Here is a 26,901-nt window from a genome sequence, read left to right on the forward strand (position 1 = left end):
AGGGGAGTTGTCGTGGGTTTGTCCAGACTCAGCATCAATGCGCGACTGAGCGCGGCCTTCGCAATCGTGATCGCGATTCTCATCGTGTTGATCACGGTGGCTACAGTGAGCCAGGGCAGGCAAGTCGACGCGCAGCGCGCCAACATCGAGACCTACCAGATCATCGAACAGGTCAACGGCCTGAGCGATGCGCTGATCAACATGGAGACCGGCGCGCGCGGCTTTTTGTTGACCGGTGACGACGCGTTTCTCGAGCCGCTGGTGACAGGCCGCGAGAACTTCACGGCGCACGCCGCGAAGATCGAGGAGTCCAGCGAAGATTCACGGTTGCTGGAGAGGCTGGACAAACTGCGCGCGGCGCAGACGGATTGGCTGGCGCATGCGGTGGAGCCCGCGATCGGATTGCGTCGTGAAGTGAGCACTGGCGACGCGACTATGTCCGACGTGGTTGCGCTCGAGCGTGAAGCCCGCGGCAAGAAAGGCATGGACGCCATGCGCGTCATGCTCGCCGAGCTCGAACAACTCGAGCACGAATTGTTAGAGGAGCGCGCTGTTGCCGCGGAACAGGCGCGAGCTTCGTCTGCGATGGTCTTGATTGGCGGCGGAGCCATCGCCGTCATTCTGTCCATCGTGCTGGCCATCGCCATCGCACGCAGTATCGTTAATCCGTTGCGCCAGGTGTTGCGCGCGACCGAGGATCTGCGCGCCGGCGACGGCGATCTCACTTATCAACTGCCGGAGATGAATGCCGAGTTCGGCGAGATCTCTCGTTCGTTGAACGGCTTCATCGGCAAGCTCCACCAGATCATCTCGACCACCAAGTCGCTGTCGGCGTCCATGTCCAGCGGTGCTCTGCAAATCGCCCGCGGCAACGACGATCTCAATCAGCGCACGCAGGAACAGGCGGCCGCGCTGGAACAGACAGCGTCCAGCATGGAAGAGATGACCGCGACTGTGAAACAGAATGCCGACAACGCGCGGCAAGCCAATCAGCTGTCCAGCAATGCGCGGAGCCACGCCGAGAAAGGCAGCCAGGTCGTGCAACGAGCCGTGGGTGCAATGGAACAGATCAATGCTTCCAGCCGCAAGATCGCCGACATCATCGGCGTCATCGACGAGATCGCGTTCCAGACCAACCTGCTGGCATTGAATGCAGCTGTCGAAGCGGCGCGCGCCGGCGAGCAGGGCCGTGGCTTCGCCGTGGTCGCCACCGAAGTCCGCAGCCTCGCGCAGCGTAGCGCCAGCGCCGCGAAAGAGATCAAAGATTTGATAAACGATTCGGTCAGCAAGGTGCGCGCCGGCACCGAGCTGGTCGACGAATCGGGTCGCACGCTGACCGACATCATGGAAGCGGTGAGAAAGGTCAGCGACATCGTTGCCGAGATCGCCGCGGCCAGCGAGGAACAAGCCGAGGGCATCGATCAAGTGAACAACGCGGTGTCGCAGATGGACTCGATGACGCAGCAGAACGCCGCGTTGGTCGAGCAGGCGTCCGCTGCCAGCAAGTCGCTCGAACAGCAGGGCCAGGGGCTGGTGGCGCAAGTCGGCCAGTTCCGGACCGCTGAGAATGTGACTTCGCAGGTCGTCGCTCCGATCGTGGCCGCCAAGCCTCGGGCGACGCTGCAGTCGACCGCCAAAGCCGCCACGACGGCCATCAAGAAACCGGTCAAGAAGATCGCGCGCGTGCCTGCCACGCCTCTTGCAAAGGCAAGCGGCGACGATTGGCATGAGTTCTAAAATTCAGCGCTGACGCCAGAGTGCTGGTCGGCCGCCGATACGGCAGCCGCCGGCAATGTGAGATAGAAGGCGGCGCCCTTGCCGACCTGGCTTTCCGCCCAGATGCGACCGCCATATCGCTGCACGATGCGTGCGGATGTGGCGAGCCCGATGCCCACACCAGGAAATTCGGCTAGCGTGTGCATGCGGCGGAACGGCTCGAACAGATGCTGGGCGAAGTTCATATCGAAGCCCACGCCATTGTCGCGGACCACGAAGCCGGGCCCGGTCTCATCGTCGATGCGCGTCAGCTCGACCGAAGGCCGCTCGGCGTGCTTGGTGTATTTCCACGCGTTGCTCAGCAGGTTGACCAGCAGACTGCGTATCAACCTGGGATCGGCGAACAGCGGCGAGCCGCCGTCGATCCGGTAATACACGCGATGGTTGGGATACTGCTGTTGCAATTCCTGAATCACTTCGGCGGCGACCACGTTCAGGTCCACCGGCCGGCGCACCAGCTCGATCTTAGTGAGCTGCGCCAGCCCCAGCATACCGTCGATGACGTCGTTCATTCGTCGCACCGACGCATCGATGCGCTCCATGCGATGCCGCGCTTCTTGGTCCGGCAATCCTCTGATCAATTCGCGCAGCATGCCGCAGTGGCCGGCCATCGCATTCAGCGGCGCCCGTAAATCATGTGCGGCCGAGGCGGTGAATTCTTCCAGGTCGCGGTTGGCGTACATCAGCTCCTGATTCATCACCTCCAGCTCGCGAGTCCGCTCCTGCACGCGGCGCTCGAGCGAGGCGGTGTGCCGATCGAGATTCTCCCGCAGCAGCGCCTGCTGAAGTGCGATCGCAAGCTGATCGGCGATGCTGTGCGCGGCCTGAATGTAGTCGTCGGAGAAGCAATTGGGGCGACCATCGAGCAGCTCGAGCATGCCGAGCAAATGCTGCTCGCCGCGTAGTGGCAAGCCTGCGTACGAAACCATACCGGCCTTGCGCAGATCGGCAAACAACTCGCAATCCGCCGCGGCGTTCAGATCTCCGAGCACGATGGTCGAATCTGCGCCGGCGTCGCGTAATGCTTGCTCGTATGTTGCAATGGAGTGGGCGCGAGGCAGGACGTGTGCGTCTGCGCATGCGCCGGCCGCCACCAGGCGCCGAGGGCTGGAATTTTGTTCGAATACGACCAAGCTGGCGCACGCGCAAGGAACCATGCTGCGCAGATGATTCAGAGCCTTCTCGGCGATCTCGCGGGTGGATCGCATGCCCAGAATCGCGCGATCCATTTCTGCCACTGCCTCGACGCGACGCAAATGCGCGCGCAGCGCTTCATCACTGCGGCGAACAGCCCGCGAATTCCACCAGATCAGCGAAGAAAAAATCACGATGTTGGCGGCGGTGAAGCCGGCGAGGCCCAGCTCCGGGCCGTACCAGCCGCGACGCTGACCTTGCAGCAACAACCAGCCGACGATACAGGGCAGCAGAATCGCAGCCGGCAACAAGCGCCGCATTTCCGCGCCGGCCTGATCGAGCGCCATGATTTGTCCGGCCAGCACGAAGCGCGGATGCACGGTTAGCACGCCGGTGGTCAGCAGCAGCAATCCCAAAGCGGTATGAAATGCCACCACGGAAAAACCGGGCAGTGAATATAGCGGCGCCGCCCGATATGCGTAACCGAGCAGCATGATGAACGCCGCAACGGCGGTCACCAGCACCAGCAATTCCATCCCTTGCCACCATCTTTTGAGCCGCGCTGGCCAGGGCAACGTAGCGATGCCAAGCACGCTGAAGCCCAGGGCGCTGATCGGGGACATGCGCCAGGGGAACACGCGCAGATTGTTGGGTGCGCCGTCCGGTACCAGCAGTTTGTCGATGCCCGTGGTCATGTTCAGCACATAGCTGAGCAGCGTCAGGCTGGCGACCAGCAGCACCAACAGCGCGGCCACCGGCTGAATGTGTGACAACGCCCGATTGACGAATCCCTCGCGCGGTTCGGCGGGCAAACCCGCGAGCGCCAGGCCGCCGAGCGCGAAACACAGTGCTGTATTCGGTTTGAGCGTGCCCAGGCCGGGCACGATGCTGTTGAACAGCGGTTTGGAGAACCACCATCCCACCAGCGCCATGCCGCCGACAGCCATGCAGACTGCGGCGATGGTGCGAGCAAACGGCATGAAGGCAGGCGGCGGGCCGGCGCTTGCCACCGCTACGGCGGCCGGAATAGAGGAAGCATCGTCGTGTTTGTTGTTCAGGGGATCTCCTCGCGCGCCCGGTTCCCGTCCGGCTTCGCTCACCCTGGATTTTGCGAGCAGTCTATGCGTGAGCCCACCGTCAGGCGTCCGCATCTATACGCACCTCTGCTTAAGGGATGCGTAGCAAAGCGCAGGCGGCGCAACAGCGGATACAACCGTGCATCATATGTTATCCCCGCAGCGCCGCCGTGAGGCTGGCGGCCATGCGGACGTTTGGGCGCGAGACGTTCAGCTCAGCCCGAGCCCACGCTGGATTGAATGATCATGTGCATGCGGACCAGATGGGCCAGCGACTGGGCGCTCATCTTGTCCATGATGTTGCCGCGATGAACCTCGACGGTGCGCTCGCTCAAGCCCAGGTCGAGCGCGATGACTTTGTTGGCGCGCCCCTCCACAACCAGCTGCAACACTTCTTTTTCGCGCGCACTCAGCGTCAGGAAGCGGGCGCGGATATCGGCATGCCGACGAATGCTCTCGCGATTGTTCGCATCCTTTTTCAATGCGGCGTTGAGGCGCTCGAGCAGGTCCGGCGGCTTGACCGGCTTTTCCAGGAAATCGAACGCGCCTTCGCGCATGGCTTCCACCACCATGGGAATGTCGGCGTGGTTGGTGATCAGAATCACCGGCAGGATGGAGCCGATGCGATTCAGATGACGTTGCAGCTCCAGGCCGCTCATTTCCGGCAGCCGCACGTCGAGGATCAACGCGCCGGGCGTGGCCTGATCGAGCTTCTCGAGAAACTGCGACGGTCGACTGTAAGAAACCACGACATGGCCGGCCGACTGCACGACTGCGGCGAGCCCGTCGCGAACCTCCTGATCGTCATCCAGGATAGAGACGACCGGTTGCGCCGATTTATTCATCCCCCACCTCTCCCTGATGTTTTACTGTTGTCGGCGAGTGTACATCGGCTGGGAAAAAACCACGTATCTGGCGCTGGACTGCGGTTGCAGTCACTACGGTTGGCGCGGCAACGAAAGTACGAAACGACGTCGACCGGCGATGCTGTAGGCGCGTTAACTACCGATTGCTACCAGTGGCCTCGCTCTCTATTGTGCCGCGCGGCGTCGAAACTCGTGCCCACCGACCTGATGCTGAAACATTTACTGGATCATGCACGCCAGCTCGCTAGGACAAACCGGGCTGTCTGACCCCGCTCCGAACGCCGCCCTGCTCGGATCCGAGCATTTCAAGACGCCCGTGGGGGCGCAATCGCAGTCGGCCCACTCGGCTGCCGATCGCCGTTCCTGGCTGCCCGTCTGGGTGCGTATCGGCGCCGGCTTCGGCGTCGCCCTGGTGCTGCTCGCGGTGCTCGGCATGGGTGTGAATTCCCGCCTGACCGCCAGCCAGCTGGAACGTCGCTGGATGCAGCAATCGCAGGAAGTATTGAGAAAGAACGAGCATGCGCTGCGCCTGATGCGCCAGGCCGAATCGGCTGCCCGCGGCTTCAGGCTGAGCGAGGCGTCCATGTTTCGCCACCAGTTCGATAGCGCGGTCATCGAAACGGAACGAACGCTCGAGGAGCTCAGAACACTCACGGAGGACAATTCCACTCAGCAGCAACTGGTCGGCACGCTGATCCCGGTGGTCAGGCAACGTTTCGATTCCATGCGCCGGTTGTTCGATCCGCGACGCACCGATACCGAGGCGCTGGTGCTCGAGGGGGCGGCGCTCATGGAGCGCGTCGAGCAATTGGCCGCTTCGATCGATCGTGAGGATCGTCGTCTGCTCGAGGAGCGCCGTGCGCGAGCGCGAGCCGCCGAAGCGTTGGCACGGCAGGTGTCTACATACGGTTCCTTGACTGTCGTGCTGCTGATCGCACTGGTCGGATGGTTTGTGAGCCGCAGTATCCTGCGACCGGTGGCTGCGATGGCCGCCGGGGCCAGTCGCATCGGTCGCGGCGATTATCAGCAGCCAATCCCTGTCCACCGCAGGGACGAGCTCGGCCGGCTCGCGATGGCGTTCAACGACATGGCGGCGCAGATCGCCGCGCGCGAGCGGGCGCTGGCGGAACAGGACTGGTTGAACAGCAGTCTGGCGCGCCTGTCGCGTCTGATGGAAGGTGCGCGTGATCCTAAAAAGCTGGGCACGAAGTTGCTTGGCGAGCTCGCGGTGCTGCTCGGCGCCAGGCAATCGCTCATCTATGCGCCGGCCGGCGAGGAGGGCATCGTCCTGGAGCTGCAGGCCAGCTATGCCAGCGACAATCCCCCGCAGCGGCTCATTCGCGGCCAGGGCTTGATCGGCCAGTGTTATCGCGATTGCACCGGCGTGGTGCTCGACAAGGTTCCAGAAGACTATTTGCGCATCAGCTCCGCACTGGGCCGCGCGCCGGCCGCACAGGTCGTGGTGATGCCGGCGGCGTTCGAAGGCAGGGTCAAGGCCGTGATCGAGCTGGCGACGTTGAGCAGTTTCTCGGCGGCGCAGCTCACGCTGCTCCAGCGCTTCTGCGAAAGCTACGGCACCGTGCTGCATGCTCTGGAGGCTGCCAAGAAAACCGAGGAGCTGCTGGCCGAAGCCACCTCGCTATCGGAGAAACTGCGCGAGCAGCAGATCGAACTGCAGCAGGCCAACGCCGAAATGGAGCAGGTCAACGAGGAGCTGCAACAAAGCAATGTCGAAATGGAAGAGCGCGCCACGGTGTTGCAGGAACAGCGCGAAGCGCTGGAGCACGCCAACAAGGAAGTGGAGGTGGCGCGTGCGGCGTTGGAAGAAAAGGTCCAGCAGCTGGCGCTCAGCTCCAAATACCAGTCCGAATTCCTGGCCAACATGTCGCACGAGCTGCGCACGCCGCTCAACAGTCTGCTGATCCTGTCCAAGATCCTGGCGGAGAACAACGAAGGCACGCTGACGCCCAAGCAGGTCGAGCGCGCCAACACCATCCATGGCGCCGGCCACGATCTGCTCGAGCTGATCAACGACATTCTGGACCTCGCCAAGATCGAGTCGGGCACCGTCACCGCCGAGATCATGCAGGTGCGTGTCCGCGATATCACGCAGCAGATGCGGCAGGCGTTCGATCACGTGGCCGAGAACGCGCATCTTAGATTCACCGTGGACGTGGCGGACGATGTGCCCGAGATGGTGATAACCGACGGCCGCCGCTTGCAGCAGATACTGCGGAACCTGCTGTCGAACGCATTCAAGTTCACTTCCAAGGGCGGCGTGACTCTGAAGGTCGAACGTGCCGCGTCGGGTTGGGGCGACCATGTTCCAACGCTCGCCGCCGCCGACGAGGTGGTCGCGTTTCACGTGATCGATACCGGTATCGGTGTGGCGCAGGATCGTCAAGAGCTCGTGTTCGAGGCATTTCGGCAGGCGGACGCGGGCACGTCGCGGCGTTATGGCGGCACCGGTCTCGGTCTGTCCATCAGTCGCGAGCTCAGTCGCTTGTTACAAGGCGCGTTGACCATCGACAGCACGCCCGGGGTCGGCAGCACGTTCTCGCTGTATCTGCCTCGCGCGATGAGTGCCGATGCGCCGGTGCGGGAAGCACCCGAAACCGCTGCAGTGTCCCGTCCAACACTGCGCCTGGTGGAGCAGCTCCCAGTGACACCGGAGAGTCCGCGGCTGGAGGAAACGGAAGCGGCGAGCGAGGACGATCGGCTCCATCTATTGCCGGGCGAGCGGATCCTGCTGGTGATCGAGGACGATCGCAGCTTCGCCGCGGTGCTCGCCGATTTCGCTCGCGAAAAGGGTTTCAAAGTCATCATCGAGCGCTCGGCGCAGGAAGCCATTCGCGCCACGCGCCGTTACAAGCCGAGCGCGATCACCCTCGACCTGCTGCTCAGGGACAGCAATGGCTGGGCGGTGCTGGATCGTTTGAAACACGATCCGGAGTTGCGCCATGTGCCGGTGCACGTGATCTCGGTGGAAGACCAGCGCGAGCGAGCGCTGATGCAGGGCGCGCTCACGTTTCTGCACAAGCCAGTCACGCGCGAGATGCTGGACGAGGTGCTCGGCGACACGCTGGAACTGCTCGACAATCCCACGCGCCGTCTGTTGATCGTCGAAGACGATCAGCGGCAACGGGGCGCAGTGGTCGATCTGTTCAGCGCCACGGATGTGGAGATCGTCGCCCGAGGCACGGCCGCCGAAGCGCTGCAGGCGCTGGGCGAGGGCCGCTTCCACTGCATGATCACCGATCTGGTGCTGCCCGACATGAGTGGCGCCGATTTGATCGCCACCATGCAACGCCGCTGGGGCAGGAATTCGCCGCCGGTCGTCATCTATACCGGCAAGCCTTTGTCGCGCGCCGAAGAGACCGAGCTGCGCGCCGTGTCTGAAGCCATCATCGTCAAAGACGCGAGCTCTCTGGAGCGGTTGCTGGACGAGACCGCGCTGCTGTTGCATTACCCGGCGGCTCGCCTGCCCGAATCGCGACGTCAGTTGCTGGAGCGAGCGCGGAAAGAAGATCCCACACTGCGCGGACGCAGCGTGCTGGTGGTGGATGACGATGTGCGCAACATCTTCGCCATCACCGCCGGGCTGGAAAGTCATCACATGCGCGTGCGCTACGCCGAAAGCGGCGCGGCCGCCATCGAAATCCTGCAGTCGCCGGAACAGTTCGACGTGGTGCTGATGGATGTGATGATGCCCGAGATGGACGGCTTCGAAGCCATCCGACGGATCCGGCGAATCGAGCGGCACGCGCAGCTGCCGATCATCGTGCTCACTGCCAAGGCAATGGCGCGGGCGCGTGAGGAATGCTTGCAGTCGGGCGCGTCCGACTATCTGGCGAAACCGGTCGATCTGGATCAGCTGCGCTCCATGCTGCGTGTCTGGCTGTACAGAGAACGATAGCGCGCGACGCTAGGGCAGGCGCATGACTCCGGGCGAACATCCATCCTGCGACGATCCCGGCTGGGATACGAATGTAGCCGGCCGGGAGGCCGCGCAACTGCAAGGATTCCTGGAACGGCTGTTCGATTTGAGCGGCGTGGATCTCAGCGGCTATGGCAAGCGCGCGTTACACCGGCGCCTGCGCAGCGTGATCAAGGGCGAAGGTCTGTCCGGGCTCGGCGAACTGACCGAGCGCATGCACGCCGATCCGTGCTTCCTCGCCAGAGTGCTGGATCGCATCCTGCTCCGGGTCACCACGATGTTTCGTGACCCACCGTTTTTTCGCTTGTTTCGCCAACGAGTCGTGCCGGTGCTGCGGACCTACCCCTATCCGCGCCTGTGGGTCGCCGGCTGCTCCACGGGGCAGGAGGCCTTTTCGCTGGCCATCCTGCTGCGAGAAGAGGGGATGTACGACCGCTGCCGAATCTATGCCACCGACATCAACGAGGCGGTGCTGGAACAGGCGCGCGCCGGTTTGTTGCCGCTCGCCTCGCTCGATGAATACGAGCACAACTATAGGGCAGCGGGCGGCATTCGGTGTCTGTCCGACTACTACACGCGCCGCGAGACGGCGGCGGTTCTCGATCCGGCGGTGCTCGATCGTATCGCCGTGTTCCGGCACGACCTGGCGCGCGACGCTTCGTTCAACGAATTTCACGTGATCTTCTGTCGCAACGTGCTGATGTATTTCGACGAAGCCCTGCGCGAGCGCGTGCATCGGCTGTTCCGGGAGAGTCTGGTGAGATTGGGCTTCCTCGGCCTGGGACAAAGTGAAGCGCTGCAGCTGACCCGGCATGAATCGGCTTATGAAGCGCTGGCGCCGCGCCAGCGCCTGTACCGCAGAGTGCGCTAGCGGCGAGTCTGGGAGAAGAGTGGATGACCGACAAGACGGCTCACAAATCGAACATCCTGCTGGTGGACGACGAGCAAGCCAATCTGGACGCGCTGGAAGCGGTGCTGGAACGGCTGGGTCAGAATCTGATCACGGCGTCGCGGGGCGAACAGGCCTTGAAGTGCGTGCTGGAGAACGACTTCGCGGTGATCCTGCTCGACGTGCAGATGCCTGGCATGAGTGGCATCGAAACGGCCGCGCTGATCCGTGCGCGCGAGCGCTCCCGCGCCACGCCGATCATTTTCCTCACAGGCATGGTGCGCACCGCGGAGATGGTGTTCAGCGGCTACTCGGCCGGTGCGGTGGACTACCTGATGAAGCCGCTGGAGCCCGAGGTGCTGCGCGCCAAGGTTGCAGTGTTCGTCGAGCTGGACAAGGCGCGCTTCGAATTAGAGCAGGAGATCGCCGAGCGCGTGCGCATTGCCGAGCAGGTGAGCGAATTGAACCGAGCCTTGCGACAAAAGAACGACGATCTGCTGGCGGCGAACTCGGATCTGGAATCTTTCTGCCATTCGGTGTCGCACGACCTGCGCATGCCGCTGCGTCACATCCATTCGTATGTATCGATGCTGGAAGCCTCGGCGGCCAGCAAGCTGGATGCAGAAGAGCGGCGTCATGTGCAAACGGTGCAGAAGGCCACGATGCGCATGACGCGCCTGATCGACGACCTGCTGGCGTTCTCACGCATCGGCCGGGCCGCCATGCACCGTCAGCGCGTTCCTATGGACGAGCTGATCGACGAAACCTTCCAGGAGCTCGGGCCAGAGCTCAACGACCGGCATATCGATTGGCAGCGGCACGAGATCCCGGACATCGTCGGCGACCCGCAGCTCATGAAACAAGTGTGGGTCAATCTGCTGGCGAACGCGGTGAAATACACCCGGCCGCGCGATCCGGCGAAGATCGAAATCGGCGCGGACGTAGGCGAACACGAGGTGGTTTATTACGTTCGTGACAACGGCGTGGGCTTCAACATGAAATATGCGGATCGCCTGTTCGGAGTGTTCCAACGCCTGCATGCCGACACAGACTTCGAGGGCACCGGTGTCGGGTTGGCGAACGTGCGAAGGATCGTGCAGCGGCACGGCGGCCGCACCTGGGCGGAAGGCGTCGAAGGTCGCGGCGCGACCGTTTATTTTTCGCTGCCGACCGCCGGTAACGCCTGAGGCCGGCACCAGCGCTGCAGCACCCGGTCGAAATCGGCGCTGCTATAGGGCTTGGAGATGTAGTCGTCCATGCCCGCCTCGGTGCAACGCTCGCGGTCCTGACTCATGGCGTTGGCGGTGAGCGCGACGATGGGAGTGTGCGGGCGTCCAGTTCGCTCGCGTTCGCGAATCACGCGCGTGGCTTCGAAGCCGTCCATTTCGGGCATCTGACAATCCATGAAGATCAGATCGTAAGCCTGCTCCGAGGTGCGCTCGCAGGCGATCCGTCCGTTCTCGGCCAGGTCCACTTCGCAGCCGAGCTTGGCGAGCAGGCGAGTGGCGAGCATGCGATTGACGGCATGATCTTCGACCAGCAGCACGCGCGGATGGGCCGCGCTGACCGCCTGTCGATGCGCCGACGCCCGGGATACATCGAGAGTGAGCACGCGATGAGTGCCGGTGTTCTCGCTTCGTTGCGCCAGCGGCAAGGTGAACCAGAACGTCGAGCCGACGCCCGGCTCACTGCTGGCGCCGATCTGTCCGCTCATCAGTTCGATCAGTTGTTTGGAGATGGCCAGGCCCAGGCCGGTGCCGCCGTACTTGCGCGTGGTCGAGGAGTCCGCCTGGGTGAACTTGGCGAACAGCCGGGACAACTGTTCGGGCGTGACGCCGATGCCCGTGTCCACCACTTCGATGCGGATCATGCCCTCACTTTCGGCGGCCGCACGAATGGTGACACGGCCGCTTTCGGTGAACTTGATCGCGTTCGAGGCGAGATTCACCAGGACCTGTCGCAGTCGGCCGGCGTCGGCGATGATGCTGGTCGGCACCGTGTCCGGCCATCGAACGTCGAACTGCAGATGCTTTTCCGCCGCGCGGGGCCCCAACAGCGTCAATACGTCATGCGCGACTTTTCTGGCGTCGACCCGTGCGCGCTCGATGGTGACGCGTCCGGCTTCGATGCGTGAGAAATCCAGGATGTCGTCGATGATGGTCATCAGCGCGCGGCCCGAGTCTCGAATGGTGCTTGCCATGCTTTGCTGTTCGGCAGTCAGCGCTGTTTCCAACAGCAGATCGGTGAAGCCGATGACGCCGTTCATGGGCGTGCGAATTTCGTGGCTCATGGTGGCAAGGAACTCGCTCTTCGCCTTGCTGGCGCTCTCGGCGGCGTTGCGCGCCTTGATCAGCTCGACTTCGACCAGCTTGAACGGCGTGATGTCCTGATAGGTGCCGAGTACGCCCCACACTTCGCCGCGCGCATCGATCAGCGGCACCTTGCTGGTCGTGCGCCATTCGGTGTGCTCGCCGTGCGTGAACTGCTGCACCAGATTCAGCACGGGCTGGCGGCTCTCCATGATGTGATGATCCATATCCACCAATGCGTCGGCCGAGCCGTCGACTTCGGTGCTCGCCCACGGCACTTCGCTGTCCGTCTTGCCGACGATCTCTTCCACGCCCGCGTCCATTTTGAAGTTGCGATTCGCGCCCAGAAAACGGCCGTCGCGATCTTTCCAGAACACCCGCTGCGGCAGCAGGTCGATCACGGTCTTGAGCAGCGCCTCCGACTGCTCGGCCTGGCGCATCGCATCCCGCAGCTGGGAGATTTCGATGGCCGTGCCCGAGATGCGCAACGCCAGACCGTTCTGATCGCGCTTGTTCACCGAGCCGCGAAACAACATCGAAACCCAATGCCCGTCCTTGTGGCGCAGCCGGGCTTCGCACTCGAAGAAGGGCGTCTCGCCCTGGGTGTGGCGCTCGACCTGTTGCAAGGTATGAGCGAGATCGTCCGGATGCACGGCGCTATCCAGGGCGGCGCGCGACATCAGACTCACGTCCTTGCGAGGGTAGCCGAGCATGGGGCCCCAGTTGCCGTCGAACTGCACCAGGTCGCGCACCAGGTCCCAGTCCCACAGGCAGATGCCCGAGCCCTCGATGACCAGCTTATGGCGCTCTCGCAGCCTCGCCAGCATGTTTTCGGCGTTCTTGCGCGCCGTGATGTCGACGCACACCGAGGTGTATCGGGTCACCCGACCGGAGCTGTCGGTGGTCGGAATAATGGTGATATCCAGCCAGAAGTGACTGCCATCCCTGGCGCGATTGCGAATCTCGCCACGCCACTGCTGGCCGGTGGCGATAGTGCGATACATATCCATGAAAAACTTGCGCTGGTGGTAGCCGGAGTTGATCAGGCTGTGATTGCGCCCGATCAGTTCCTCGCGCGTATAACCGCTGATGCGACAGAACAGCTCGTTGACGTGCGTGATCCGACCGCTAGCGTCGGTGCTGGAGACGATGCTGCAGCTGTTCAGAACGGCGAGCTCGGATTCCAATTGCTCGACGCGATTCCTCAGTGCACCGACGAACGGCCGCGCCAGCAGGGAACATAGCTGTTGTAGCGGTCGATACCACTTCCCCCGACACGCCGATCCGCTGGATGAGGACTGTTCACGGTCGCCGTGTTCCGAGGCGGTGCCGATGGAAGCGGAGATGGGCATACGGACTATCTGCCAACCGGCTGCGCATTCGTCACTAGGGACTGACACCTAGTCAGTGGCCATAGACCATCGGTTGGTTCAACTCGCGCTGCCGCATAACGACCGCAATCGTTAGCCGCAATCGAACGGTAGCCAGCCGTGCAAACCCGGCAGCATGTGGACGAACCCAGGGCCGAAGAGTGTCAGCACGGCGCTCGCGAGTAACACCGAACCCGCGGCATGGCGAGCCCCCGCCTTGGCTGCAAACGCAGCGACTCGCTGAGCGCCGAATGCTGTCATCAACAATGCCGGTGCGGTTCCCAAACCGAAAGCCGCCATCGTGATGGCGCCGTATAGAGCGTCGAGCTGCAGGGTGGCGATCAGCAGAACGGTGTAGACGAAGCCGCATGGCATCCATCCCCATATCGAGCCAAACGCAAAGGCGCGCGGCATGCTTGTTACAGGCAGCAACGGTCTGCCGAGCTTCGCAATCTTCGGCCACACTCGTCGACCGATCGCTGTACCGGGGTCGCCTACGTGTCCGAATGTGACCAGCGCAGCCAACAACAACGTGAGTGCGGACAGCGCACGCAGCGTATTGCCGATGACCTCGATGTCGAGTGCCGCGACGAAGCCGCCGAGCATGCTCGCAAACAGCAGCCCCGCGAGCGCATACGAAGTGATGCGACCCAACTGATAGTGGATCAAGAGCCATGCACGGGGACGACCGTTGCGATCTTTCGCGGTCGCAAGTCCAAGCGCGGTCGAGATACCGCCGCACATCACGACGCAGTGACCGCTCGCGACCAGCCCCAGCAACGCAGCTGCGCCGACAGTGAGAACTCCGCTCATGACCGAGGCGCCTCATGCTTCGGCTTGTCGTCGAGCGCCAGCAAGCCCGGCGTTTCCATGTCGTCGAACTGATCGTGATCGACGGCCCAGAAGAAAGCGATGGCTGCACCGATCATCAGCAGTAGCGACAACGGGATCATGACCAAGATCACGTTCATGCCGCGCTCACATTCGATGCGATCGGTGGCGCGCCGACGGTTGCGGCCGTGTCGCGCGTTGCACTCCGATGCCCGATCCGCAGTGCGTTCAGAATCACGCACAGCGAGCTGAGCGACATGCCGATCGCGGCGAGCCAGGGTGGCACGAATCCCAGTGCGGCGAGCGGCATGGCCGCGAGGTTATAGAACAGCGTCCAACGCTGATTCTGTTCCAGAATGGTGAGCGCCTGGCAGGCGATGGCCCGCGCTTCCGGAAGTGAATCCAAGCGTTCGCCTGCAAGCACGATGTCACTGGTCGCTCGAGCGAGCTCGGCCCCGCTGCCCAGCGCAATCGCGACATCCGCACCCGCCAGGACTGGCGCGTCGTTCACGCCGTCGCCGATGGCAATCACCCTTGCGCCATTGGCGCGCAGCGCCTGCAACCATGCGAGCTTGTCGGTGGGCAGTTGGCGCGCGCGCCACTCGCGAACTCCCAACCTCGTGGCGATCTCTGCAACTTTGGCTTCGGCACCGCCGCTCGCGATGGCGACTTCCAAGCCGAGTCCTTGCAGCGTATCGATCATCGCGCGCGCGTTGGGTCGCAGCCGCTCGCTCAATCGAAACATCGCAATCGGCCCGGCATCGTCAGCAAGTACGACTGCCTCATCGCACGAGGAGTCGCGACCCGCCACGCCAGGGGCGGCGAAATCGGCGCGGCCGAGACGCAGCTCGCGGCCGCCAACCGTCCCGCTGATGCCGAGACCGGCCTGCGAGCGCATGTCAGCTACGGTTTCGAATCGCGTGTCGTCATAGGCTGCAGCGATCGCGCGCGCTGCTGGATGAACGCTGAGCCGCGCGAGCGACGCCGCTAGCCGCAAGGCGGTTTCGCGCGGTACGCCATCGAATGTTTCTATGTTGGCTAGCGCGAGCTGCGGCTCGGTCAGCGTGCCGGTCTTATCGAACACGACGTGACTCGCGCCGGCCAGCGCTTCGACAGCGTCCGGTTTGACGACCAGCACGCCGCGGCGAGCCAACACTGAGAGTGCGCGTGTGATTGCTGCGGGAACGGCTAGGGCGAAGGCGCAAGGGCAGGATACGACGAGTACCGCCAGCGCGGCCGAAAATGCGCGCGAGGGATCAACGAAGCTCCATCCTACGATGGTGAGCGTGGTCAAGCTCAGCACGCGCGCGACGAAGCGTGCGGCCGCGCGTTCGCCGGCCTGCGCCAGTTTCGGGCGCTCCGCCTGTGCGCGACCGACCAACGTGGCGATGCCCGCAAGCTCGGTGTCTGCACCGACGCGCTTGAGATCCAATTGCGCGGTTCCATCGACAAGCACGCTGCCAGCGATCAACAGATCGCCACGTTGTTTGGAGACCGGTACGGATTCGCCGCTGAGCAATGCCTCATCGACGCGGCAGCTGTCATTGGTGAGCACGCCATCCGCAGGTACGATGCCGCCCTCGCTCACATGCACTCGGTCACCCACGCGAAGCTCGTGGATGCCGATTCGTTCGAGCTTGCCGTCCGCGAGTTGGCGCTGCGCGAAGCGCGGAGTGATGCGCGCCAGTGCATCGGTGAGATCGCCAGCGCGATGTCGCGCCCGCATTTCGAGATAGCGCCCCGCGAGCAGCAGGAACACGAACATCGACACCGAATCGAAATAGACTTCGGCGCCGCCACGCAGGGCCTCGACCAGACTGGCGCAGTAGATCAGCCCGATGGCAAGCGAAACCGGAACGTCCATGCCGAGTTGATGCGCTCGCAAGGATCGGACCGCGCCCCGAAAGAAAGGCTTGGCGGAATAGAGCACCACGGGCGTCGCGACGAGGAAGCCCAACCACCGGAACAGTTCGTGCGTCGCAGGCTCGAGCGCATCGACGCCGCCCAAATACAGAACTGCGGCATACATCATCGCTTGCATCATGCCGAAGCCAGCGACGAGCAAGCGCTTGAGTGCATCGCGCGACTCGCGGCGGCGCAGGTCGTCGAGCGACTGGGCATCGAGCGGGAGCGCGCGATAGCCGGTGCGCGACAAGGTGTGCAGGATCTGCGGCAAGTTCGCTGTCGGCTCCTGCCACACGACGCGAGCGCGTTGTGCCGCTGCATTTACTTGTACGCTGGTGACACCCGGCGCTGCGCAGAGCGCGCGTTCAATCAGCCAAACGCAGGCGGCGCAACGTATGCCATCGATGAGCAACATGGTTTCACGACGACCGTCGCCAAGGTCACGTGTCACGTGTTGTGCAACCTCGAATCGTTCCCACGCAGCGTGGTGGTGCTGAAGATCTTCAGCCGGTTTCAGAGCTCCCTGCGTACGCAAGCGGTAGTAATCGCCGAGGCCAAGTTGCTCGATCCACTCCGCAGCCGCGCGGCAGCCGTGGCAGCACATGGATCTCTGCACACCGTCGATGTGCGCATGAACGACGTCGGTGGCGGGCAGCGGCTCACCGCAATGCCAGCAGCTCGTAACATGTGCGTTCATCCAGCGCTACCCGTCGAGCGTGCCGCCGGCATCTTGAGCAATCGTTCGCTGGTGATCGGCAGCGACTCGTCGCCATAGCGCGTGCCCAGTACGACCATGCTGATGCAGCCGGTGAGCGAAGCAAACAGGATCGCCGCGCCCAGCCACAGAATTGGCTGCCGGTACCAATCTCCGCCTGCAGTAACTTTGCTCACATCAGCTCCCGGCCGCGTGATGGCCCTGAGCAACGACCCACGCGGCGATCGCGCGCATCTCATCTTCGCTGAGCCGAGAACGCCAAGCGGGCATGACGCCGCTGCGTCCCTCACGAATCGACGCTGCGACGCTGGAGAAGTCGCCGCCGTACAACCAAACGTTGTCGGTCAGGTTCGGCGCGCCGAGCGCAGGATTGCCGCGTCCATCCGCGCCGTGACAACTCGCGCACATCATTTCGAATCGTAGTTTTCCCGCGGCCACCCAATCTTGAGGCGCATCGACCCCACTCAGGCTCAGCACGTAGGAAGCCACTTCGTTCACGCCGTCGCGACCCAGCGCGCTGCCCCACGGGGGCATCACACCGTTGCGTCCATCGCTAATGCTGGCAAGGAGCGCGGCGCTATCGCCGCCGTACAGCCAGTCACGATCGGCGAGATCGGGCGCGCCCAATGCTTGATTGCCACGTGCTTCGCTGCCGTGACATGCCGCGCAGTTGTCCAGATACAGCCGATGACCGATCGCCGCACTTCGCGGGTCGGCCGCGATTTGTTCGATGCTCAACGGCCGCAACGGCTCGATCGCGGCCTGGAATCTCGCGTCGTTCGCGTCGGCGTCGCGCTCGAGTTCCTGAGTGGATGTCCAATCGAGCAGGCCTTTGAATCCGCCGAATCCCGGGTACAGCGCGAGATAGGCGACGCCGACGACGAACGTCAGCGCGGAAAACACAATCCACCATCGCGGCAGCTTGCGCACGCCTTCGCGCAGCACTCCGTGCGCCCAGACGTGACCCGTCGTGCCGTCCGCCCGCGTGGGAATCTTGATGCGCAAGGCCAGTATGAACAGAAGGAACGTGATGCCCAGGTTGAGCACTACCAGGAACTTCACCCACCCCGACCAGAAGCCGCTCATTGCAATCCACCTTCATCGAGTGCCGCGCGCGTGTCGTCGCGCGCCGGAAGTCGCGCCAGTGCATCGAAATTTTTCTTGTGGAACGGTAGCCACGCCCAGATCCAGATGCCGATGAACGACAGCATCATCAGCAGAATGACGATACCGACTACATGACCCCACGCCGCACTCACGGTGCACCTTCCTTCGCCGCGGCCGGCACATTCTTCGCGCCCAGCCCTTGCAGGTATGCGATCAGCGCATCCAGCTCAGTCTTGTCCGCGACCGCCGCGGGCGCGCCTTCGATGTCTTGATCGGTGTATGGATCGCCGAGAAAACGTAGCGCGCGCATGCGAGCCTGAATGTCTTCCCCGTCGATCACTTCGTCCTGCAGCCATGGATAGGCCGGCATGTTGGACTCGGGCACGACCTGCTGCGGTTTCAGCAAATGCAGTCGTTGCCACTCGTCCGAGTACTTGCCGCCGACGCGCGCGAGATCCGGCCCGGTGCGCTTGGAGCCCCATTGAAAGGGTCGGTCGTAGACCGATTCGCTCGCGACCGAGTAATCGCCGTAGCGCTGCGTTTCGAAGCGCAGCGTGCGGATCATCTGTGAATGACACACATGGCAACCTTCGCGGACATAGACATCCTTGCCGGCCAGGCGCAAGGCGTCGTAAGGCTCGATACCGGGCGCCGCCTCGACCGTATGCGCCTTGATGAACAGCGGCGTGATCTCGGCGAGGCCGCCGAGCGACACCATGACCGCGATCAGCACGGCGAGCAGGCCGGCATGCTTCTCGATCGCCTCGAAATGTTTGTAAGGTAACGCCATGATGTACTCAGCCTCGCGCAGGCAGCGGCGCGGGGAATTGGTTTTCGGCCGGTTCCGGGATGACCTCGGGAATCGGCACCAGGATCGGCTTGATCAGCTTGGCGCGCGCAGCGGCGGCGGTGTGCCACAGGTTCCAGGCCATCACGACCATGCCACCGAGGACGAGCAGGCCGCCCAGCAAGCGAATCGCGTAGTACGGTTTCACTGCGATCAGGCTTGCAAGGAAGCTGTAAGTCAGCGAGCCGTCCGGATTGGTCGCGCGCCACATGAGACCTTCGGTCACGCCAGCCGCCCACATCGCGACCACATAGAGCAGCAGCCCGGCGGTGTGCATCCAGAAGTGCAGTTCCATCGCACGGTGCGAATGCATCGCCGGACGATCGAGCGCGCGCGGCGCCATCGCGTACAGCGAGCCAATCGTGATCATCGCGACCCAGCCGATCGAGCCGGAATGCACGTGCGCGACGGTCCAGTCGGTGTAGTGGGAAAGCGAGTTCGCGGACTTGATCGCTAGCATCGAGCCTTCGAAGGTCGAGGCGGCATAGAACACCAGCGCCAGCACCATGAACTTCGCGGCCGGATCGGTCTTGAGCTTGTCCCACGAGCCGTTGAACGTCAGCAGCCCGTTGGCCGCCGAGCCGAGACTCGGCATCAACAGCACCAGCGAAAACGCCATGCCGACCGACTGCACCCAATCCGGCAGCGCGCTGTACAGCAAGTGATGCGAGCCGGCCCACATGTACACCGAGATCAGCGCCCAGAAATTCACGATGGAGAAGCGATAGCTCCACAACGGCTGCTGCGCCTGGCGCGGCACGAAGTAGTACATCATCCCGAGGAAGCCGGCGGTGAGAAAGAACGCCACCGCGTTATGGCCGTACCACCATTGCACCATCGCGTCGACGACGCCGGAGTAGATGGGATAGGACTTGAGTGACACCGGCACGGCGAGGTTGTTCACGATGTGCAGCAGGCCCACCGCGATGATGAATGCGCCGTAGTACCAGTTCGCGACGTAGATGTGCCGAATGCGCCGCCGCGCCAGGGTCGCGAAGAACACGACCCCAAACGAGACCCACACGACCGCGATCAACAGATCGATGAACCATTCCGGCTCGGCGTATTCCTTCTGTTGCGTGATGCCGAAAGGCATCGTCGCCATCGCCAGCAGCACCGCGGCCTGCCAGCCCCAGAATGTAAACATCGCTAGCCGGCCGAAGGCGAGTCGCGTATGGCCGGTACGTTGCGCGACGTAGTAGCACGTGCCCATCAAGGCGGACCCGCCGAAAGCGAAGATCACCCCGAACGTATGGTTGGCGCGAATGCGGCTGAAGGTCAGCCACGACACATCGAAGTTCAGTGCGGGCCACGCAAGCTGCGCGGCGGCGAGCACACCAATCGCCATACCGATGACGCCCCACACGGCGGCGGCCAGCAGGAAGAGTCGAACGACATGGTCGTTATAGGATTCTGTTCGCGGCATGAAGGGAGTCGAGTTCCTGGTTTGCTGTAACGGTAAGAAAACGGCGCTCGCGACTCACTACGGAAAGTTCCGGAGCGGATGCGCGGTAGCACTCAGGCAATGGCCTCGAGGCCGCGGGCGATGACAAAACTGAGAAACGGGTCTCCTTCGCCGGACGAGAGCAAGGATGAGCGCGCCTGGCGTCCAGGCCAGAAACAGCCTCGGAAATCTAACGTGAGACTTTAGAATTCCGGGGTGAGAGCACCGGCCCCGAAATCGCTCGGGGTTTGCCGGGTCGAATCAGACGACTTTGGAGTACTGCGCCGGCGCCGTGCGCGGCAGGTACGCGTCGAACACCATGGCGATGGTGCGCAGGAGGGGGCGGCCGCGTTCTGTGACGTGTAGCGTCCGGGCTTGATTCGCAACCAGGCCGTCCGCAACCAGTGTCTCGAGTTCGCGCAGTTCCTTGGCGAAGTAGCTGGCGAACTCGATGGTGTGGCGTTGCTCGATGTCTTGCATGGAAACGTGTCCATTGCACATCAAACGTTGAATGATTTCACGCCGCAGCAGGTCGTCCATGCTCAAGGTGATGCCGCGCTCGACGGGCAGGTGGCCCTCATCGAGCGCCTGGTAGTAGCCGCCGAGTTGTTTGCTATTCTGCGAATAGCAATTGCCGACCGCGCTGATGGCGCTGAGGCCAAGGCCGACGAGATCGCAATCGCCGTGCGTGGAGTAACCTTGGAAGTTGCGATGCAGACTGCCGTCGTGCATGGCGCGAGCGAGGTCGTCGTCTGGCAGGGCGAAGTGATCCATGCCGATGTAAACATAGCCTGCGGCGGTTAGCCGCTCGACGGTCATCGCCAGCAGCTGCATTCGTGTTTCTGGATCCGGCAACTGCTCGGCGCGAATCGCGCGCTGCGCTTTGAACAGCCGGGGCATGTGGGCGTATCCATAGGCTGCGATTCGATCCGGCCGCATTCGCACCACTGTCTCCAGCGTGGCCCCAAAGCTCGCGATGGTCTGCAAAGGCAGACCATAGATAAGATCGAAACTTACCGAGCGGTAGCCCAGCGTGCGAGCCTGAACCATACATCGTTCGATCTGCTCGACGCTCTGCTGCCGATTCACCGCTCGTTGCACCCGTGGATCGAAATCCTGCACACCCAGACTGAGCCGGTTGACTCCGAGCGCTGCCAGAGCGGCCAGCGTGGCCGGTTGCAGCGTGCGCGGATCGATCTCGATGGAGATCTCCCGTTGCCCGGAGCGGTCGATGCTGAAGTGCCGGCCCAGCCGGTGGAACAGCGTCGCCAGTTGCTCCAGGCTCAAAAAGGTCGGGGTGCCGCCGCCGAAGTGCAGCTGGCGCACGGCGCGGCGGCGATCGAACAAAGCGCCTTGTAGCTCGATCTCACGCTGTAAACGTTCCAAATATTGCTCGGCATGCGCCGGATCGCGGGTCACGATCTTGTTGCAACCACAGTAGAAGCAAGGCCGCGCGCAGAACGGTACGTGCACATAGAGCGACAGCGGTCGGTTGATTCCACAGTTGCTCAGCAGCGTCGCGCGTCGATAGTTTTGCGCATCGAAGCCGCTGTGAAACTGCACCGCCGTGGGATAGGACGTGTAACGTGGTCCGTGGCGGTCGTAACGGCGAATGAACGCGGCATCGAGTTTCATGAGGCTCGATTTATACCCAGGCGGGGTCGAGGCGGCGCTCCGGAGCTCCACGCAGCGCCTGCGGGGTAGTCCGGGGATGGCGACACGCTGTAATCCTTGCCGATAGCTCGCACTCGGACCGGGGCAGGTCCGGCGGAAGGTCCGGCCGACTCTTGCATCGAACTGAAAAAATCCCAACTATGTCGGTTGGCGACTGCCAGCGGGGGGCGGAGACAACAATGCAGACCTCTGAACAGCGGCCTATGACGACGTTTCGTGTGGCGAGAGACGCGCCACCCGGCTCCGTGCGGCAGGAATCTTCCAGCGCGACTGCACCGGCTGCCGGACCCCACTCCTTCGAAGGGCGCCTGCTGCGCGCATTGCTGCATGCATTCGGCGATCCGCCGGTTCAGTTTGCGCTCTGGAACGGCGAGCGCGTGCAAGCAGGTAGCGAAGACCCGGTCGCCACGCTGCACGTTCCGGATCGAGCCACGTTGATACAGCTGTGCCGGGATCCGGATGTGCAGTTCGGCGAGCTGTACAGCGTCGGCAAGATCCAGGTGGAAGGCGACCTCGGACGGCTCATCGAGGTGTTGTATCAGGGCGCGGCTCGCCCGGGGCGCAATTCGATTTGGGCGCTGCGACGGCTGGGCCAGTGGCTGCATCGGCGCCCATCCAACACGCTGCATGGCTCGCGCGAAAACATTCATCACCACTACGACATCGGCAACGAGTTTTATTCGCTATGGCTGGGCTCCACCATGGCGTACACCTGCGCTTACTTTCCGACGCCCGAAACCACCCTCGACGAGGCGCAGCTCGCCAAGTTCGAGCATGTCTGCCGCAAAGTGCAATTGCGGCCCGGGCAGCACGTCGTGGACGCCGGCTGTGGCTGGGGTGGGCTGGCGCTGTACATGGCGCGTCACCATGGCGTGAAAGTCACGGCGTTCAATATCTCTCGCGAACAGATTGCATATGCGCGCGAGCGAGCCAAGGCCGACGGGCTGGATCGCCACGTGGAATTCGTCGAAGACGACTATCGGAACATCCGCGGCTCGTACGACGCGTTCGTGTCGGTCGGCATGCTCGAGCACGTGGGAGTGGAGAACTATCCGGCGTTGGGCGAGCTGATTCGCCGATGTTTGAAGCCCACGGGGCTGGGCCTGATCCATACCATCGGCCGCAATCGCTGGAAGCCCATGCATCGCTGGATCGATCGGCGCATTTTCCCGGGCGCCAATCCGCCCTCGCTGAAGCAGATGATGGATATCTTCGAAGAGTCCGGCTTCTCGGTGCTCGATGTGGAGAATCTGCGCCTGCATTACGCCAAGACCCTGGACTGGTGGTGGCGGCTGTACGAGCAGTCGCGCGATCAGGTGGCGCGCATGTTCGACGAGAATTTCGTACGGATGTGGCGGCTATATCTGGCGGGCTCGCGAGCGGCGTTCGTTACCGGCGAGATGCAACTGTTCCAGGTGGTGTTCGCGCCTGGAACGAGTAACAACGTGCCGATGACGCGGCAGCACCTGTACCGATCATGAGCGCCGACAGCTGTGATGTATTGATCGTCGGCGGCGGGCCGGCTGGCTCCACGTGCGCTCGCGCCTTGAAACAGGCCGGGCTGGATGTGCTGATCATGGACAAAGCCGTGTTCCCACGCGACAAAGTGTGCGCGGGCTGGATCACGCCGCAAGTGGTGCAGGAGCTGTCCCTCGATTTGGGGGACTACGCGCGCGGGCGCGTGTTGCAACCCATCGATTCATTCATCACGGGCATGGGCGAGCAGGCCAATGCCGAAGTGAGTTATCAAAAGGTGGTGAGCTACGGCATTCGACGCTGCGAGTTCGACCACTACCTGCTCGAGCGTAGCGGCGCCCGGCTGCGATTGGGCGAAGCGTGGAAATCGATGGAATGGCAGGGCGGGCGCTGGCTGGTCAATGGCGAGGTGTCCGCGGCGCTGGTCATCGGCGCTGGCGGTCACTTCTGTCCGGTCGCGCGACATCTCGGGGCGCACCTGGGCAAGGAAGAACGCGCGATCAGCGCGCAGGAAATCGAGTTCGAAATGACTGACTCGCAGGCGGCGCAATGTGCGGTCACGGGCGTCCGGCCGGAGCTCTACTTCTGCGAAGATCTCAAGGGTTACGGCTGGTGCTTCCGAAAGGGCAATTACTTGAACGTCGGCCTGGGTCGCGAAGGCAATCACCGGCTCGCCGAGCATGTACAAACATTTGCTCGATCGCTGGCCGCGCAGGGGCGGATTCCGCCCGACCTGCCTGGCAAATTCAAAGGTCACGCTTACTTGTTATATGCCCACGGCAATCGGCCCGTGATCGGCGACGGCATCATGATCATCGGCGACGCCGCCGGGTTGGCTTATACGCAAAGCGGCGAGGGTATCCGGCCTGCGATCGAGTCGGGTTTGATGGCCGCCACCAACGTGCTGGCCGCGAGTGGCGATTACAGGCGCGAACGTTTGGTTCAATATGAGACGGCTCTGCGGGCTCGCTTCGGCGAGCGCGGCGAAGCGCCTGCATTGTCCGTTCTGCCCGCCAAGCTGCGCCTGGCCCTTGCCCGCGCCCTGATGCGAACCCAATGGTTCGCCCGCAATGTCATCCTCGACCGCTGGTTCCTCCACTCGCAACTGCCCGCGCTGAATCTGTCACGGTCGGCTACTTAACCGTCCAGATCCAGTCCCGAACCTCCGGCATATCCTCGCCGTGTCGGCGCACGTACTCGCGATGCTCGATGAGCTTGTCGCGCAGACGCTGGCGCAGGTGGCCGGCCTGCGCGCCCAGGCTGGGGACCAGATCGATCGCAGCCTCGGCCAGGTGGAAGCGATCGAGGTCGTTCAGCACGGTCATGTCGAAGGGCGTGGTGGTGGTGCCTTCTTCCTTGTAGCCCCGCACATGCAGGTTGTCGTGACCCTTGCGGCGATAGGTGAGGCGATGAATCAGCCAGGGATAGCCGTGGAAAGCGAACACGATGGGCCTGTCCGTGGTGAACATGGCGTCGAACTCTTTGTCGCTCATGCCGTGCGGATGTTCGCTCTCGGGTTGCAGGGTCATGAGGTTGACCACATTCACGACTCTGATCTTGAGCGATGGCAGCCATTCGCGCAGCAGTGACACCGCCGCCAATGTTTCCAAGGTCGGCACATCGCCGGCGCACGCCATGACGATGTCGGGCGCGCCGTCCTGATCGTTGCTCGCCCAGGTCCAGATGCTGGCGCCGGCGCTGCAATGTTTGATGGCGGCGTCCATCGACAGCCATTGATGCTGCGGCTGTTTGCCGGCCACCACGACGTTCACGTAATTGCGACTGCGCAGGCAATGGTCGGTCACGCTCAGCAGCGTGTTGGCGTCGGGCGGCAGGTACACGCGCACGATTTCCGGTTTCTTGTTCACGACATGATCGATGAAGCCTGGATCCTGATGGCTGAAGCCGTTGTGATCCTGCCTCCAGACGTGCGAGGTCAATAAGTAATTCAGCGAGGCGATGGGGCGGCGCCACGGAATGTGATTGCAGGTCTTGAGCCACTTGGCGTGCTGGTTGAACATCGAGTCCACGATGTGGATAAAGGCTTCGTAGCAACTGAAGAATCCATGGCGGCCGGTCAGCAGGTAACCTTCCAGCCAACCCTGGCATTGATGCTCGCTCAGCACTTCCATCACCCGTCCGTCGGGCGCGACCGCTGTATCGGTCGATTCGATCTCCGCGACCGACATGCGAGAGGTGACTTTGAGCACTTCGTCCCAGCGATTGGAGGTGAACTCGTCCGGCGCGAACAGGCGGAAGTTCGCTGTGCCCAGGTTCATCTTCATCACGTCGCACAGGAACTTGCCTTGCACGCGCGTGGCCTCGGCAACGCGGGAACCGGGCGCCGGCAGCTCGATCGCGTACTCGCGAAAGTCCGGCATGCGCAGATCTCGTAGCAGCACGCCGCCGTTGGCGTGCGGGTTGTCGCCCATCCGGCGTTTGCCGACCGGCGCCAGCTCGCGTAGCTCCGGCCGCAACTTGCCCTCGGAAGTAAACAACTCCTCCGGCTTGTAGCTGCGCATCCAGGTCTCGAGCTGCTTCAAGTGGTCGTTCTTCTCGGCGAGCTTCGCCAGCGGCACTTGATGCGAGCGCCAGCTGTTCTCCACCGGCACGCCGTCCACTTCCTCCGGCCCGGTCCAGCCTTTGGGGGTGCGCAATACCAACATGGGCCAGCGCGGTCGCTGGCGGAATCCCTGACTGCGCGCGTCGGCCTGGATCTGCCGGATGCGTTCGATCATGCGATCCAGGGTCTTGGCCATGGCCAGATGAGTGGCCGCGACGCTCTGCGCTTCGTCGACGAAATAGGGTTCGTAACCGTAGCCCTGCATGAGTTGCGTGAGCTCTTCGCGAGGTATGCGCGCAAACACGGTCGGACCGGCGATCTTGTAACCATTCAGATGCAGGATGGGCAGCACGGCGCCATCGCGCACCGGATTCAGAAATTTGTTCGAATGCCAGCTGGTGGCGAGTGGGCCGGTCTCGGCCTCGCCATCGCCGATCACACACGCGACGATCAGGTCGGGGTTGTCGAACACGGCGCCGGTGGCATGCGACAACGCATAGCCCAGCTCGCCGCCTTCATGAATGGAGCCGGGCGTTTCCGGTGCGACGTGACTGGGAATGCCGCCCGGAAACGAAAACTGCTTGAACAAGCGCCGCAGCCCGATCTTGTCTTCGGAGATATTCGGGTAGTACTCGCTGTAAGTGCCTTCCAGATAAACGTTGGCCACCAGCGCCGGCCCGCCGTGGCCGGGCCCGGCTACGTACAACATGTTCAGGTCGTACTTGCAAATGACCCGATTCAAATGCGCATAGATGAAGTTCAGGCCGGGTGTGGTGCCCCAGTGGCCCAGCAGGCGCGGCTTGACGTGCGACAACTGCAGCGGCTGCTCGAGCAGCGGGTTGTCCATCAGATAGATCTGACCGACCGAGAGATAATTGGCCGCGCGCCAGTATGCGTCGAGCCGGGTCAGATAGTCTTGGCCGAGGGTGGGATCGTCGCGCTTCTCTGACATGGTCACCTCGAAATCGTTGCGTTGGAAGCG

Annotated in this window: 19 protein-coding genes; 6 read left to right on the forward strand and 13 right to left on the reverse strand. The window is 63.0% G+C overall.

The window, feature by feature from the left end:
* The first annotated feature begins 12 nt into the window (after positions 1-12).
* Complete coding sequence (locus tag JM946_RS31390) at positions 13-1,737, forward strand: methyl-accepting chemotaxis protein (RefSeq protein ID WP_322110980.1); 1,725 nt, start codon at positions 13-15, stop codon at positions 1,735-1,737.
* On the opposite strand, the gene JM946_RS30690 is transcribed toward JM946_RS31390, so the two are convergent.
* Both JM946_RS30690 and JM946_RS25840 read right to left on the reverse strand, forming a co-directional pair.
* On the reverse strand, positions 1,734-4,010 hold the full coding sequence (locus JM946_RS30690; RefSeq protein WP_203170270.1) for a sensor histidine kinase: 2,277 nt from the start codon (positions 4,008-4,010) through the stop codon (positions 1,734-1,736). The genes JM946_RS31390 and JM946_RS30690 overlap by 4 nt on opposite strands.
* Before the next feature lie 191 nt (positions 4,011-4,201).
* Complete coding sequence (locus JM946_RS25840; RefSeq protein ID WP_203170271.1) at positions 4,202-4,831, reverse strand: response regulator transcription factor; 630 nt, start codon at positions 4,829-4,831, stop codon at positions 4,202-4,204.
* A 250-nt stretch (positions 4,832-5,081) separates the two neighbouring features.
* Here JM946_RS25840 and JM946_RS25845 point away from each other — a divergent pair, with 250 nt between their 5' ends.
* From JM946_RS25845 to JM946_RS25855, 3 genes are read left to right on the forward strand one after another with little or no spacing between them, the layout of a single operon-like run.
* The gene (locus JM946_RS25845; protein WP_203170273.1) at positions 5,082-8,768 is read left to right on the forward strand and encodes a response regulator; all 3,687 of its coding nucleotides are present in this window, start codon (positions 5,082-5,084) and stop codon (positions 8,766-8,768) included.
* Between the two features lie 22 nt (positions 8,769-8,790).
* Entirely contained in the window at positions 8,791-9,660 is an 870-nt protein-coding gene (locus JM946_RS25850) for a CheR family methyltransferase (protein WP_203170274.1), read from the forward strand.
* A 23-nt stretch (positions 9,661-9,683) separates the two neighbouring features.
* On the forward strand, positions 9,684-10,865 hold the full coding sequence (locus tag JM946_RS25855) for a sensor histidine kinase (protein ID WP_203170276.1): 1,182 nt from the start codon (positions 9,684-9,686) through the stop codon (positions 10,863-10,865).
* Here the strand turns inward: JM946_RS25855 and JM946_RS25860 are convergent.
* From JM946_RS25860 to hemN, 10 genes are all read right to left on the reverse strand, one after another.
* On the reverse strand, positions 10,832-13,339 hold the full coding sequence (locus JM946_RS25860) for a PAS domain-containing hybrid sensor histidine kinase/response regulator (protein WP_203170278.1): 2,508 nt from the start codon (positions 13,337-13,339) through the stop codon (positions 10,832-10,834). The genes JM946_RS25855 and JM946_RS25860 overlap by 34 nt on opposite strands.
* A gap of 111 nt (positions 13,340-13,450) precedes the next feature.
* Positions 13,451-14,170 carry a sulfite exporter TauE/SafE family protein gene (locus JM946_RS25865; RefSeq protein ID WP_203170280.1) on the reverse strand — a complete coding sequence of 240 codons (720 nt, stop codon included), beginning with the start codon at positions 14,168-14,170 and terminating at the stop codon, positions 13,451-13,453.
* Entirely contained in the window at positions 14,167-14,328 is a 162-nt protein-coding gene (gene ccoS, locus JM946_RS25870) for a cbb3-type cytochrome oxidase assembly protein CcoS (RefSeq protein WP_203170282.1), read from the reverse strand. Before ccoS ends, JM946_RS25865 begins: the two co-directional genes overlap by 4 nt.
* Positions 14,325-16,790: a heavy metal translocating P-type ATPase gene (locus tag JM946_RS25875; protein ID WP_203170284.1), complete on the reverse strand. Its 2,466-nt coding sequence runs from the start codon at positions 16,788-16,790 to the stop codon at positions 14,325-14,327. Before JM946_RS25875 ends, ccoS begins: the two co-directional genes overlap by 4 nt.
* Complete coding sequence (locus JM946_RS25880) at positions 16,787-16,984, reverse strand: hypothetical protein (RefSeq protein ID WP_203170285.1); 198 nt, start codon at positions 16,982-16,984, stop codon at positions 16,787-16,789. The genes JM946_RS25875 and JM946_RS25880 overlap by 4 nt, the downstream gene beginning before the upstream one ends.
* Before the next feature lies 1 nt (position 16,985).
* Positions 16,986-17,894, reverse strand: a complete 909-nt coding sequence (gene ccoP / locus JM946_RS25885; protein WP_203170287.1) for a cytochrome-c oxidase, cbb3-type subunit III — start codon at positions 17,892-17,894, stop codon at positions 16,986-16,988.
* Positions 17,891-18,067: a cbb3-type cytochrome oxidase subunit 3 gene (locus JM946_RS25890; protein WP_203170289.1), complete on the reverse strand. Its 177-nt coding sequence runs from the start codon at positions 18,065-18,067 to the stop codon at positions 17,891-17,893. The genes ccoP and JM946_RS25890 overlap by 4 nt, the downstream gene beginning before the upstream one ends.
* Positions 18,064-18,705, reverse strand: coding sequence for a cytochrome-c oxidase, cbb3-type subunit II (ccoO, locus tag JM946_RS25895; protein ID WP_203170291.1), 642 nt, complete (start codon positions 18,703-18,705; stop codon positions 18,064-18,066). Before ccoO ends, JM946_RS25890 begins: the two co-directional genes overlap by 4 nt.
* A gap of 7 nt (positions 18,706-18,712) precedes the next feature.
* On the reverse strand, positions 18,713-20,188 hold the full coding sequence (ccoN, locus tag JM946_RS25900; protein WP_203170293.1) for a cytochrome-c oxidase, cbb3-type subunit I: 1,476 nt from the start codon (positions 20,186-20,188) through the stop codon (positions 18,713-18,715).
* A 279-nt stretch (positions 20,189-20,467) separates the two neighbouring features.
* Entirely contained in the window at positions 20,468-21,841 is a 1,374-nt protein-coding gene (hemN, locus tag JM946_RS25905) for an oxygen-independent coproporphyrinogen III oxidase (RefSeq protein WP_203170295.1), read from the reverse strand.
* A 218-nt stretch (positions 21,842-22,059) separates the two neighbouring features.
* Between hemN and JM946_RS25910 the strand changes: the two genes are divergently transcribed.
* A complete protein-coding gene (locus tag JM946_RS25910) occupies positions 22,060-23,361 on the forward strand; it encodes an SAM-dependent methyltransferase (protein WP_203170297.1) in 1,302 nt (433 codons plus the stop codon).
* Positions 23,358-24,497, forward strand: coding sequence for an NAD(P)/FAD-dependent oxidoreductase (locus tag JM946_RS25915; protein ID WP_203170299.1), 1,140 nt, complete (start codon positions 23,358-23,360; stop codon positions 24,495-24,497). The genes JM946_RS25910 and JM946_RS25915 overlap by 4 nt, the downstream gene beginning before the upstream one ends.
* Here JM946_RS25915 and JM946_RS25920 read toward each other — a convergent pair.
* Entirely contained in the window at positions 24,490-26,871 is a 2,382-nt protein-coding gene (locus JM946_RS25920; RefSeq protein WP_203170301.1) for a phosphoketolase family protein, read from the reverse strand. The genes JM946_RS25915 and JM946_RS25920 overlap by 8 nt on opposite strands.
* Positions 26,872-26,901: the final 30 nt, after the last annotated feature.

The sequence above is a fragment of the Steroidobacter gossypii genome (assembly GCF_016801985.1).
Lineage (GTDB): Bacteria > Pseudomonadota > Gammaproteobacteria > Steroidobacterales > Steroidobacteraceae > Steroidobacter > Steroidobacter gossypii.